We start from the raw sequence: 12976 nt of genomic DNA, 5'->3' as shown, positions 1-12976 counted from the left end.
AATCCGCAGGAAAGGAAGTTGTCTATGCGCGTGGAACCCGATTCAAAATTACCGCCGATCGGAGCGGACGAAGCCCGTGATGCCAAGTTGGCGCAGGAAGGAACGACCTTGGGCAGTGCCGTGGATGAGAACAAAGAAAAAAAAGTGAAAGGTCCCAACCGGCCTTCCACTTGAGATGTCGAACCGCTTCAAGCCCGGTCCGGTTGCAGGTGCAGCCGTGAACCGGGCCTTTTGATAAAGAGCGAGCTTCAGGGTTGGGATGTCGGGAGGGCTTTGTCCCTCACGCAAGTCTGACAGCATTTGGGTGCAATGGAGTCGAGAAGGGCGAAAACACTTAACTACCATGGCTTTCTCCACGATGGTACTGTTTGGGGAAAAGTCCGGCCTGCACACGGCATACTAGGCAACCGCCGGTTGCAAGAGGGAGATTTGCTTTTGTTCGACCTTGGGGTCGTACCGGAAGGTTGCTGTTCGGACATCACCCTACCGTCGCATACCGCTCGGTCGGAGAACAGCAGCGGGAAATCTGTGAATATGTGAGCGAAAACACGTTACGAAAATCATCAGTGGTCGGGCATGGAAGAGAAAGCTGCACGTGTGGGACAATTACCGGACCGACGGCGCCTGCCTGGACCAAGCCGAATGGAGGTGGGTTGCCCGCCGGATGAAACGAAAAGTCCACGGCGACCAAAGGGAGTGCCTCCGGTGCTTCGGCCGTGTGGGGCATGTCATGAGATCATCATGACAGGAATGCCAAAAAATGCATTACGTGGTAAAATGAAAGCGGCTTGGTCGGGGCATGACATGTGGGAGCATCATTCAAGTAACCGAAGAAGCCGCCTGCCCCCCTGCGCCCACAGAAAGTGCCTTGGGGCATATTCATCAATGATATGAAAGGCGGCGTCCCGGCATCCCTTTGGGAGATGGGAAGAGCAACCAATGTTGTCCGTTTGGCAAACACTGTCTGGTAGCGGGTTTGTTACAACATGTATGAGGGTCCGGTGGCGAACGAATCTTTACACTTCAGCCGTACTGGTAACAGGGACGCCGTCCCATAGAGGTACATGTCTTGGGCAGAGCTTTCACGGACAGGATGAACACTGAAACCGGACGTTTCCAAAACGGAAACGGACTCCCCGAAAATCCGACGCTTTCAAGGGTGGGGAGTCTCAAAGTTTTTTCTCAGCGCGTTGGAAGGATTGTTGCACCTTGTGAAGGTCCTCGGAAAATTTCATGTGCGTCAGTTGGAAAAGACGGGTGAAACAGGGGGTGAAGGCGTCATTTAACAGATGCAGTCCCTCACGCGTGATCCCGCCGGGAACGGCCACCCGGTCTTGAAGGGATTGCAGTGTGAACCCGTTCTCTGACAGCAATTTTCCCGTGCCGATGACCATCTGTTCCACCAGGGAAACGGCGGTTTCCTCAGGCAGTCCGGTCACTTTCACGGCGGCTCGGGTCCATTGTTCCAAGATGTTGGCAAGAAACGCAGGGCCACAGCTGGCCAAATCGGAAGCGGCGCGCGTATGGGCCTCGTCGATGTACAACGGCTCGCTGATGCAGGAGAAGAGCTGGTATAACCACTGAGTGTCTTCATCCGAAAAACGGGTTCCGGGTATCAAAAGAGAGTTGCCCGACAATGCGGCATGACAAATACTGGGGATCACTTTGGCGATTTTCCCTTCCAGATGCTCTTCCAAATCGCGAATCATCACCGGGCTGGTGATGGAAATGACATATTGATCCGGCCGGACAACATCCTGTATCTCATCCAACACATGTCGAAAATCTCCCGGTTTTACGCAGAGAAAGATGCAATCCGCCTTTCTGGCCGTTTCCAGGTTGTGATCGGCCACGTGAATGCCGGGGCAATCCAGAGCCAGCCGTTCCGCTTTGTCCCGTGTACGGTTGGAAACGATGATATGATCGGGTTGCATGGCGTAGGATTGGACAAATGCTTGAACCAGATTGCTCCCCATGCTTCCCGTCCCGATGAAGCCGAATTTCATCACAATTCCCTCCCCATCCGCATGACGCTGCCCATTTCTCCTAAACCATATGCAGGAACGGGGAGGATTATGAGGCAAGGGGGAGTAAGGGGTGTGGGAGGAAAAGTGGTATCAGCGGATCGATAAATGGGCGCTGGCCACAGGGGTGCTGGCACTGGTTGTGATCGGACTTATCGTGTTGTTGATCAGTCGCCAGGAAGAGACTGCATCAGTTCCGACCCTGCCCGCCTACAAACCGGTCCAACCTGCGAAACCGTCTGTCGGGAACAAGGATAAAGCCACCGAGATTGTCGTCGACGTAAAGGGGGCGATCAACCATCCGGGTGTGTACAAGTTGTCCGGCGGTTCGCGTGTACTGGACGCGATGAAGCAGGCAGGCGGTGCGGCACCGTCGGCGGATTTGAATCGGGTCAACTTGGCTCAGCCATTGGCTGACGGGATGGTGGTCTATATCCCGCGAAAAGGAGAACAGGGACCTCCGCCCGTAGTCGGTGCGTCCGTTTCAACCCCCGGTGGAGGGACGCAGAAAAGTACGACAGATCATGGCGGCAAAATTTCGCTCAATTCCGCCACAGCGGAACAGCTCGATCAGCTGGATGGGATCGGCCCTTCCAAAGCAGCGGCGATCATACGTTATCGTGAGGAACACGGTCCTTTTCGCTCAGTGGACGAGCTGGCCAACGTGCCGGGAATCGGGGAGAAAACATTGGCCAAGTTTCGCGATCGCTTGACAGTACCTTAAAATCCGTTTATTGGATCAAGAGACGGAGCACTGTTTCCCGGTCGAATCTACCCGATGGTTGTGTCCGGTGATGACGAATCAGAGGGGGATGGCCTTTTTTCCATCGATGATTGAGCTGAATCAAAACAGGAGAGGGGAAAAGGCCCACCCGTACAAAAGAGATTGACAGAAAAAGTCGCCTTTCATCCCATGTCTTCAATCGCGGGATGAAAGGCGACTTCCGCACGGTGTCGTTATGCCGGAGAAGCGCATCGGTGTGCCGGGATACATATATCAATACGCCCAGTCTGCGAACACACGGAAACTGGGTGTCTACGAAGTTAAAGCAGTATCAGTTTATGGTGACTCGGATACTGTTTTCTCCAGATGATTTTGTGTGATCCAGGATTTCCGTTTGTGGCTCGGTCATATCAGCAACAATGGTTGGATCGGATCATCGACGGAACGGCCAAACAAGGAACGGCGAAGCTCTACAGGAAGAATCGCAAATGGTTCACTGCCTTGCCGATCACGTTGAAGCCAACCAAGGCGAAAAAAGAGGCATTGACCTCGGACTCCGCTGAATCCCACGATGACCATAGGAAGTGCCTGTGACACTTTAGCCGTGTGAATCGTCAAGTGACTTGTCCGGATACAAGACGGCGTTTTGCAGATGGAAGAATGCGGAGTACGCAGGACTTTGTCAACAATCGGCCCCCTCGTGAACCAAGGGGGCCGAATTTCATCGATCAAGCAGTCATCACTTTGCGGATTTTGTCCAGTGCCCAATCCAGCTCCTCTTTGGTAATCGTGAGCGGCGGGGCGAAACGGATGGTGTTTTCGTGTGTCTCTTTGCACAGCAATCCTTCTTCAGCCAGACGTTCGCAGTGCGGACGGGCCGGTTCGAATAATTCCATTCCGATGAAAAGACCTTTGCCGCGGATTTCCTTGATGATCGGATTTTGGATTTGTTTCAGCTCGGCCATGAAATATTCGCCCAATTCACGGGAACGCTGAGGCAATTTTTCTTCCACCAGCACATCCAGCGCAGCCACCGAGACGGCGCAGGCCAACGGGTTGCCGCCGAAGGTGGAGCCGTGGGAGCCCGGTTCGAACACACCCATCACTTCTTTGTCGCCAGCCACGGCGGAGATCGGCATCACGCCGCCACCCAACGCTTTCCCCATCACATACAGGTCCGGCCGGACGTCTTCCCAGTCGCAGGCGAACAGTTGGCCGGTCCGCCCGAAGCCGGTTTGGATCTCATCGGCGATGAACAGGACGTTGTGCTCTTTACATACTTGATAGGCTTCACGCAGATATCCTTCCGGCGGCACGATGACGCCCGCTTCCCCTTGGATCGGCTCCACCAGGAAGGCGGCCGTGTTGGGCGTGATGGCCGCTTTCAGCGCTTCGACATCACCGTACGGAATGATTTTGAAGCCGGGGGTCAACGGACCGAATCCGCGTTTGTACTCGTCACTGGACGAGAGGGAGACCGCGGTGATGGTCCGGCCGTGGAAGTTGTTTTCACAGACGATGATTTCCGCTTGGTTTTCCGGCACTTTCTTCACGTCATACGCCCAGCGCCGGGCCGCTTTGAGGGCGGTTTCCACCGCCTCGGCACCGGTATTCATCGGCAAGATCATCTCTTTGCCCGTCAGTTGAGCCACTTTTTCGTAAAAAAGTCCCAGCTGATCGTTATGGAAAGCACGGGAGGTCAAAGTGACTTTATCCGCTTGTTCTTTCAACGCCGCGATCAGGCGGGGATGGCGGTGTCCATGGTTCAATGCCGAATAGGCGCTCAGCATGTCCATGTACTTGTTGCCGTCGGCATCCTCCACCCAGACGCCTTCCGCCTTGGATATCACGATCGGCAGGGGATGATAGTTCCTGGCGCCGTATTTGTCCGTCAGTTCGATCAACGCTTGGTTTCGTGACATGATGGCCTCCTTGGATGAATAAATTTGATGTGTGGGCGCATATCAACACGCCCTGACCCGAAAATGAGCAATCTATCACCATTTTAGATGGAATTCGGAACGGAATCAATGACGGAACATTTTCTTTAAAAAGCGGTTGACGGCGACATGAGAGACCGGTATAATGAAAAACAAGTTTTCTGATTGTCGATACAATTGAATCGGATTTGGAATCTCTTATCGAGAGTGGTGGAGGGACTGGCCCGATGAAACCCGGCAACCCCGGTCTGTACGAACCGGAAGGTGCCAATTCCTGCGGAAACCGCCGCCAACGGTTTCCGAGAGATAAGAGAGGAGAGCTGGCGTATCCAAAGCCTCTTCTCTTATCGGAGAAGAGGCTTTTTCATTCCACTGTTGCAGGCTTCCGTCACCAATCGGAAAGGCGGCTTTTGGCAGGCGTGCCCTTCTGAGTGTGTGTTGCAAGAGCGAGAGAGAGGCTCACACGACCCACAGGGTATGCGGAGAGATACCCCAAAGCGTTCAATCCCTGCGAAAGGATGATGGTGATGAGCGATACGCAACAATACGGTTTGGAAACGTTGGCGGTCCACGGTGGCCAAGAACCTGACCCGACGACCAATGCCCGAGCGGTACCGATTTACCAAACCACTTCCTATGTATTCAATGATACGGAACATGCGGCCAATTTGTTTGCATTGAAAGAATTCGGCAATATCTACACCCGCATCATGAACCCGACACAAGATGTTTTTGAAAAGCGGGTGGCCGCGCTGGAAGGAGGCGTCGGTGCGCTGGCGACGAGTTCCGGTCAGGCGGCAATCACCTACTCCATCCTGAACATCGCCAAAGCCGGAGACGAAATCGTCTCATCCAGCAGCCTGTACGGCGGCACGTACAACCTGTTCCACCATACCTTTCCCAAGCTGGGAATTACCGTGCGGTTCGTCGACCCTTCCGATCCGGAAAATTTCAAAAAGGCGATCAATGAAAAGACGCGGGCCGTTTATGCGGAGATTATCGGCAACCCCAAAATGGACGTGCTGGATGTGGAGGCCGTGGCCAAAGTGGCGCATGATGCCGGCTTGCCGCTGATCGTGGACAATACGCTGGCCACTCCGTACCTGTGCCGGCCGATTGAGTTCGGGGCGGACATCGTGGTCCACTCGGCCACCAAATTCATCGGCGGTCACGGCACCAGTATCGGTGGGGTGATTGTGGATTCGGGCAAATTCGATTGGACCAACGGCAAATTCCCGGAATTGACCGAACCGGACCCCAGCTATCACGGGGTTTCCTACACGGAAGCGGTCGGACCGCTGGCATACATCATCAAGGCTCGGGTTCAATTGCTGCGGGACATCGGGGCATCCATTTCTCCGTTCAATGCGTTTTTGTTCTTGCAAGGGTTGGAAACGTTGCATCTGAGAATGGAACGGCACAGCGAGAACGCGCTTCGGGTTGCCCGGTTCCTCCAGGAACACGAACTGGTGGAGTGGGTGAGTCATCCGGGATTGGAAGGCCATCCGTCGTACGAAAAAGCGAAAAAATATCTGCCCAAAGGGCAAGGCGCCATTTTCACGTTCGGTATCAAAGGTGGTTTGGAAGCGGGCAAAAAACTCATCGAAAACTTACGCCTCTTCTCTCACCTGGCCAACGTGGGTGACGCCAAATCCCTCGTGATTCATCCGGCCAGCACCACTCATCAGCAGTTGACGGAAGAAGAACAGTTGGCCGCAGGCGTAACACCGGAACTGGTACGCTTGTCCGTGGGAATTGAGTCGGTGGACGATTTGATCGCTGATCTGGATCAGGCGTTGAAGAAAAGTCAACAAGTCGTCACCGCTTGATGTCAGGACCATTTAAATGAATTGGAGGATGAAAACCGGTCTCTCAAGGAAATCCCGTCATCGATCGCTCCTGGAGGAGGATTTGGCATGACAACCGATGAGCCGGCTCATTGGATGTCGCCATCGCGGATTGCAGAGGGAGAAGAGAGACGGTGATTCGGGCGAAGCGATGATGACGGGATGAATCAGGGGACGTGTTTTCCGGACGGGACAAGCGGGAAAGCACGTCTCCGTCTGTGTAAACGATATGACCGAAATAGACTTTCCGTACGGTTATGGGAATAGGGGGAACAATGGCATGCGGATTGAGACACAACTGGCCCAGCTGGGTTCAAACAAAGAGACCAACACCGGGGCGATCAGTTATCCGGTGTATTATTCGACAACCTATCGACATGCGGGATTGGGCCAAAGCACGGGATATGATTACACCCGGACCGCCAACCCGACCAGGGCGGTGTTGGAAGAAGCGATCGCCCGTCTGGAGGGTGGGACGGCCGGATTCGCATGCAGCTCGGGGATGGCCGCCGTGCAAACGGTCATGGGATTGTTTGCGCGGGGGGATCATTTGATCGTTTCGCTCGATTTGTATGGAGGAACGTACCGGCTGTTTGAATCGTTGATGACACGGTATGGTCTTTCTTTCAGCTATGTCGATTTCCGCCGTCTGGACGAAGTAAAGGCAACCATCCGTCCGGAAACGCGCGCCTTTTTCGTCGAGACGCCCACCAATCCCCTGTTGCAGGTAACCGATTTGCGTGCTGTCTGTGAAATCGCGCGATGTCACGGTTTGATCACGATTGTCGACAACACGTTTATGACGCCGTATTTCCAGCGTCCGATCGAGTGCGGGGCGGATATCGTCATTCACAGTGCGACCAAATATTTGGGCGGACACAATGATGTATTGGCTGGCTTGATTGTGACCAAGGGAGACGAGTTGAGCGAACGGATGGCGGGGCTGCACAACGCGATCGGCGCCGTGCTGGGACCGCAGGATTCATGGTTGTTGCTTCGCGGGATGAAGACGTTGGCGCTGAGGATGGAGAAGCATCAGGAAAACGCTTATCAATTGGCCCATTTCCTCCGTCAGCACCCGCTGGTGGATGAAGTGTTCTATCCCGCGTTGCAGTCGGAGACGTGGGAAGTACAGACCAAACAAGCCGACGGGGGCGGCGGCATGTTGTCGTTCCGCGTGAAATCGCCCGCATTGGTGGGGCCGCTCTTGTCTTCGTTGCGGTTGATCGCGTTTGCGGAGAGCCTGGGCGGAGTGGAAACGCTCATCACGTATCCGCACACGCAAACACATGCCGACATCCCGGAAGAAACGCGACGCAAAGTCGGGGTGTGCGATCGTCTGCTTCGGCTGTCGGTCGGGATCGAGTATGTGGATGACCTGATCGCTGATCTGGCGCAGGCGCTCGATCAGGCGGAACGGGTATGGAAGGAGGAAAAACGGGATGAAGTTCGCGACCCGATTGCTCCACAATGGTAACGAGATTTGCCCCCGGACGGGGGCGGCCAGTATACCCATGTATCTCGCATCCACCTATCACCAGTTTGATTTGGATCAACCGGGACGGTACGATTACGCGCGGTCGGGCAATCCCACGCGGGAAGCGTTGGAGAAGACCATCGCCGAGCTGGAGAGCGGCTCCCGCGGATTCGCCTTTTCGTCAGGAATGGCGGCCGTCTCCACCGTATTGCTGCTGTTTTCCAGCGGGGACCATCTCGTGGCTTCCCAGGACTTGTACGGTGGCACTTATCGGGTGATGGCCGAAGTGTTGCCCCGATTGGGCATTACGGTTGACTTTGTCGACACGACCGATCTGAACCGGGTGGAGGCGGCGATCCGTCCCAACACCAAGGGAATTTACATCGAAACGCCTTCCAACCCCACCCTCAAGGTGACGGATATTGCCGGTACGGCGGAGATTGCCCGCCGTCACGGTGCGCTGCTGATGGTGGACAATACGTTTTTGAGTCCGGTCTATCAAAATCCTTTGTTGTTGGGGGCAGACATCGTCATTCACAGTGCGACCAAATTCATTGGTGGGCACAGTGACGTCGTGGCCGGTTTGGTGGCCGTAAAAGATCCGGACTTGGCCGAACGGATCGGCTTCCTGCAAAACGCGATCGGTGCGGTGTTGGGTGTGCAGGATGCCTGGTTGGTTCTCAGGGGAATCAAAACGCTCAAAACCCGGATGGACACTGCCACCCGTTCCGCGGAAACGATCGCCCGTGCGTTGGCGAATCACCCCGAAGTACAACGGGTGTATTACACGGGGCTTCCCTCACACCCCGGCCATCGTTTGCAATGTCAACAATCCAGCGGACACGGTGCGGTGCTGTCGTTTGACGTCGGATCAGGAGAACGGGCGCGGGAGGTGCTGAGTCGCGTACGTCTCCCCATCGTGGCGGTCAGCCTGGGTGCGGTGGAAAGCATCCTCTCCTATCCGGCCAAGATGTCCCATGCTGCCATGCCGCAACATGTACGGGAGCAACATGGGATCACCGACGGATTGCTCCGGCTGTCCGTCGGATTGGAGGATGTGGATGACCTGTTGAACGATTTGGATCAGGCATTGTCGATCCGAACGGTCTCAGTCGCTTCCAACCGGTGATGAACCGGTTGAGGTTGTTGACAAAAACGCAGTGAAAGCGCACAGCCGTCTTCGGCGAACGATAACCGTTCATACCGGCAAGGATCGTTGCCGGCAAAGTCCGCGGACTCCTGTTTTCCGTCTCTGTTCCGCACGACGGGAAATTCGAACTCGCTGCCATGAGTGCGCTGCGATTCAGGAGCGGGAGAGAGAACGGCACCCGGAACCGTGAATGGATCAAATGGGTCGGCAGTCTCACCGGTCAAGGGAATACTTGACCGGATTTTTGTGTTTGAGGATGATTGTCCCGGATGATCCTTTTTTCTACATCAAATATGGTAGAATAGAGACACCCTGATACAACGGCTATTGTTTTTTGCCGTTTTCCTGCCCCGGTCTCTTTGCAATCGTGATTGTCTGTCGTATCATATCGGTTGGAATGCAGTCGGGAATCTATGAAATGGGAGAAAAGGAGTCGTATGGGAAATGACGATCAAATCGGACAAGTGGATTCGAAAAATGGCTTTGGAACACGGCATGATCGAGCCGTTCATTGACCGGAACGTCGGTAAGGGAGAAGCCGTCAGTTTCGGCCTGAGCAGTTACGGGTACGATCTGCGTGTGGCCGATGAATTCAAGATTTTCCATAACGCGCTGAACACCATCATCGATCCGAAACAGATCGATTCCAACTCTTTCATCGACTTTAAGGGAGATGTTTGCATCATCCCGCCCAACTCGTTTGCATTGGCTCGGTCGGTAGAGTATTTTCGCATCCCGGAAAACGTGCTGGCCGTTTGTGTGGGCAAATCAACATACGCCCGGTGCGGAATCATCACCAATGTGACCCCGTTCGAGCCGGGATGGGAGGGACACGTTACGCTGGAAATTTCCAATACGACGCCGCTTCCCGCCAAAATCTACGCCAACGAGGGACTTTGCCAAGTGCTGTTCTTCGAAAGCGATGAGGCGTGTGAGGTGTCGTACCGGGCCAAACAGGGAAAATACCAACATCAACGGGGAATCACCTTGCCCAGGGTTTGATGGGAGCCGCACTCCTTTCTTTTGAAAGGAGTGTTTCTTTTTTGGGAGGAAGGACGATTGCCGGCGGGGAATAAAAGTGACGGTGACAACTTGAAAAGGGGACCCGAACATGAATTACGGCGGTCGGACAATGAACCGGGGAATGGCTCATCTCCCTCTTCCTGTCATTCCCATAGGGGCCATACCGGCAAAGCTGTCACCAAGGGTAGGGGATATTGAGGACTGGCGTTGGAGATACCGGCATTTTTTCTTCAGGGGGAAGATCATGAACATCTTGGAGACAGAAAGACTCAGATTACGCAAGATGACGATGGATGATGCCGAAAACTTACTGAAAATTTTTTCAGATCCAATAGCCATGTCTTTTTATCCTGGCACGAAGACTTTCGACGAAACGATGAAGTGGATCAAATGGACACAGTCCAACTACGATCAGTTTGGAATCGGGCTGTGGATTGTTGAGCGAAAAAATGATGGTGTATTTGTTGGCCAATGCGGTTTAGTCCCCCAGGAAGTAAACGGACAACCTGAAATCGAAATCGGGTATTTGTTCGCAAGGGATTATTGGGGACAAGGATTTGCTACTGAAGCGGCGAAAGGATGTCGCGACTGGGGCTTCAAACATTTAGATTCACCGAGATTGATCTCACTCATCGATCCTTCCAATGCACCTTCAGTACGAGTTGCTCAAAGACTGGGAATGAAGCTGTCCGGAAGCATAAAAAAATGGAATAAATCCATTGATGTATATGCCATATCCCGCGATCGAAAAGTTTGACCAACAGGTCCATTGCCATGAAAAGCGGCGGAAGCAAGAGGCTCAAAAAGAGTGGAGGCAAAAGTTCCTTCAGTCTGCCGGAGAAAACGTGCCGGAAGTGACGGTGGGAGACGGAGCCATCCATCCGGCGTAATAAGCAAAGCCCAACCTGCGTCGATGACAGGTCGGGCTTTCTTGATGGTTTCATTTGCGCAAATGGAACGGCACTGTGGAGACGATGACATCTTTTCTCAACAACAGCAGGAAACGCAGCCACAGCGCGGATTGGTTGTGCAAAAAGCGCTGCCACCACCTGCGGGGGATGAATTCAGGGATCAGGACGGTAATCAGGTTGTCGCCTACCCGTTCCTGGACCATGTCGATGAACCTCAGCACGGGGCCGTTGACGCTTCGGAAACGGGAACGGGTGACAACGAGGCGGACGCCGGGATTCCATTGCTCCCACTTTTTCTCCATCTTCTCCGCATCTTCCTCGGTGAAGGCCACGTGGATTGCCACCACGTCATCCCCGATCGTCTTGGCGTAGGCGATCGTGTTGCGAACGACGCGGCTGATACCCCCGACAGGGATGATAATCACATGATCTTTCTTTTCCGGTTTGTCGGTGGCGATGTCGATGCGCAACTCTTCCGCGACAGCCTCATAGTGTTTCCGAACTTGATAAAAGGCGAAGATGAACACCGGTATCACCAATACCACGATCCAAGCGCCTTCCGTAAATTTGGTGACGGCGAAAATCAGCAGGACGATGAACGAGACGACCGCACCCGCGGCGTTGATCGCCAATTTGCGCATCCAGCCCGGGTTGCGCTGCTTCCACCTGCGAACCACCATCCCGGTTTGGGACAAGGTGAACGATAAAAAGACACCGATCGCATACAAGGGGATTAACCGTTCCACTTCTCCTTCAAACGCCACGATCAACCCGATTGCGGCCAAGGCCAACACGATGATGCCGTTGGAGAAATTGAGCCGGTCTCCGCGGGAAGCAAACATCCGCGGCATAAATTTGTCCTTGGCCATAATGGAGGCCAACAGCGGGAAGCCTGCAAAGGCGGTGTTGGCGGCCAGAATCAGGATCAGCGCGGTAGTCCCCTGGATGTAATAATACGGAAGCGTTCTGCCGAAGGTCTCTTCAGCGATTTGGGAAAGCACCGTCTCTGTCGGACTGGGCGTGATGTGATACAGATATGCCAACATGCTGGTCCCGCCGAACAACACGGCCAGCAATAATCCCAGAAGCGCCAATGTACGCGCCGCATTTTTCGTCTCCGGTTTCCGGAAGGCGGGAGTGGCGTTGGAGATGGCTTCGACGCCGGTCAATGCAGAGCATCCGGACGAGAACGCTCGCAACAATAAGAACCAAGTGAGACCGACCGGAAAGGTGTGTGTCACCGGTGGGACGTCGGCAGGAATCCCATGGACCGCCACATTGCCCAACCCTACGAGCACCAGACCCAGCATGCCCAGGATAAACAGGTAGGTGGGGAATGAGAAAATCGTTCCGGATTCGCGTAAACCCCGCAAGTTGAGGATCATGAGGAGAAGGACGAAGAATACGGAAATGAGCGTACTGTGATTGTGCAAAACCGGAAATGCCGAAGTGATCGCGTCCGTACCGGCTGAAACACTGACTGCCACTGTCAGTGTATAGTCGATCAACAACGACGCACCGGCGATTAACCCGGCAAACCAACCCAGGTTGTCTGTTGAAACGATGTAGGCACCGCCCCCTCCGGGGTATTCGTGGATGATTTGCCGATAGGAAAGGATGAGCAGTGTCAACAAACCGATAATCGCGCCGGATATGGGCAATGAATACCAAAGCGCCAGCACGCCGATCGGGGCGAGTACATGCAGGATCTGCTCCGTACCGTAGGCGACTGACGACAGCGCGTCCGATGATAAGATAGGGAGCGCTTTCCAAATCGGCAGTTTTTCTTCCTGCAGTTGCTCAGTACGAAGCGGGCGCCCGATGATCAAGCGTTTCAGTGAGGACAACATCACATACACCTTCCCCAGATAAATTCCGTT

At 54.2% G+C, this 12976-nt stretch carries 12 protein-coding genes and 1 riboswitch; of the genes, 9 read left to right on the top strand and 3 right to left on the bottom strand.

Features of this window, described 5'->3' with window-relative positions; all coding sequences use genetic code 11:
- Positions 1-24 precede the first annotated feature (24 nt).
- Together JQC72_RS03545 and JQC72_RS03540 are read left to right on the top strand one after the other, a co-directional pair.
- Entirely contained in the window at positions 25-174 is a 150-nt protein-coding gene (locus JQC72_RS03545; RefSeq protein WP_205492824.1) for a hypothetical protein, read from the top strand.
- Positions 175-309: 135 nt separating this feature from the next.
- On the top strand, positions 310-540 hold the full coding sequence (locus JQC72_RS03540) for a M24 family metallopeptidase (protein WP_205492821.1): 231 nt from the start codon (positions 310-312) through the stop codon (positions 538-540).
- 629 nt (positions 541-1169) lie between these two features.
- Here the strand turns inward: JQC72_RS03540 and comER are convergent.
- Positions 1170-2006: a late competence protein ComER gene (comER, locus tag JQC72_RS03535; RefSeq protein ID WP_205492819.1), complete on the bottom strand. Its 837-nt coding sequence runs from the start codon at positions 2004-2006 to the stop codon at positions 1170-1172.
- A 91-nt stretch (positions 2007-2097) separates the two neighbouring features.
- Between comER and JQC72_RS03530 the strand changes: the two genes are divergently transcribed.
- Positions 2098-2748, top strand: coding sequence for a helix-hairpin-helix domain-containing protein (locus JQC72_RS03530; protein WP_205492817.1), 651 nt, complete (start codon positions 2098-2100; stop codon positions 2746-2748).
- A 396-nt stretch (positions 2749-3144) separates the two neighbouring features.
- Complete coding sequence (locus JQC72_RS03525) at positions 3145-3342, top strand: hypothetical protein (protein ID WP_205492815.1); 198 nt, start codon at positions 3145-3147, stop codon at positions 3340-3342.
- Positions 3343-3476: 134 nt separating this feature from the next.
- Here the strand turns inward: JQC72_RS03525 and JQC72_RS03520 are convergent, their stop codons facing one another.
- Complete coding sequence (locus tag JQC72_RS03520; RefSeq protein WP_205492813.1) at positions 3477-4670, bottom strand: ornithine--oxo-acid transaminase; 1194 nt, start codon at positions 4668-4670, stop codon at positions 3477-3479.
- 213 nt (positions 4671-4883) lie between these two features.
- Positions 4884-5001: riboswitch (SAM riboswitch) on the top strand.
- A 214-nt stretch (positions 5002-5215) separates the two neighbouring features.
- On the opposite strand from JQC72_RS03520, the gene JQC72_RS03515 reads away from it, so the two are divergent.
- The 5 genes from JQC72_RS03515 to JQC72_RS03495 all read left to right on the top strand — a co-directional run bounded on the left by JQC72_RS03515 (position 5216) and on the right by JQC72_RS03495 (position 10942).
- The gene (locus tag JQC72_RS03515) at positions 5216-6517 is read left to right on the top strand and encodes a homocysteine synthase (protein WP_205492811.1); all 1302 of its coding nucleotides are present in this window, start codon (positions 5216-5218) and stop codon (positions 6515-6517) included.
- Positions 6518-6815: 298 nt separating this feature from the next.
- Positions 6816-8012 carry an aminotransferase class I/II-fold pyridoxal phosphate-dependent enzyme gene (locus JQC72_RS03510; protein WP_205492809.1) on the top strand — a complete coding sequence of 399 codons (1197 nt, stop codon included), beginning with the start codon at positions 6816-6818 and terminating at the stop codon, positions 8010-8012.
- Entirely contained in the window at positions 7978-9141 is a 1164-nt protein-coding gene (locus tag JQC72_RS03505; RefSeq protein ID WP_205492807.1) for an aminotransferase class I/II-fold pyridoxal phosphate-dependent enzyme, read from the top strand. The genes JQC72_RS03510 and JQC72_RS03505 overlap by 35 nt, the downstream gene beginning before the upstream one ends.
- A gap of 465 nt (positions 9142-9606) precedes the next feature.
- Complete coding sequence (gene dcd, locus JQC72_RS03500) at positions 9607-10164, top strand: dCTP deaminase (RefSeq protein WP_205492805.1); 558 nt, start codon at positions 9607-9609, stop codon at positions 10162-10164.
- A 109-nt stretch (positions 10165-10273) separates the two neighbouring features.
- Complete coding sequence (locus JQC72_RS03495; protein WP_302104454.1) at positions 10274-10942, top strand: GNAT family N-acetyltransferase; 669 nt, start codon at positions 10274-10276, stop codon at positions 10940-10942.
- Positions 10943-11125: 183 nt separating this feature from the next.
- Here JQC72_RS03495 and kimA read toward each other — a convergent pair whose 3' ends face one another.
- Complete coding sequence (gene kimA / locus JQC72_RS03490) at positions 11126-12946, bottom strand: potassium transporter KimA (RefSeq protein ID WP_205492803.1); 1821 nt, start codon at positions 12944-12946, stop codon at positions 11126-11128.
- Positions 12947-12976: the final 30 nt, after the last annotated feature.

This window comes from Polycladomyces zharkentensis, assembly GCF_016938855.1.
Taxonomy (GTDB): Bacteria; Bacillota; Bacilli; order Thermoactinomycetales; family JIR-001; genus Polycladomyces; species Polycladomyces zharkentensis.
This window is presented reverse-complemented; position numbering and strand designations above follow the sequence as displayed.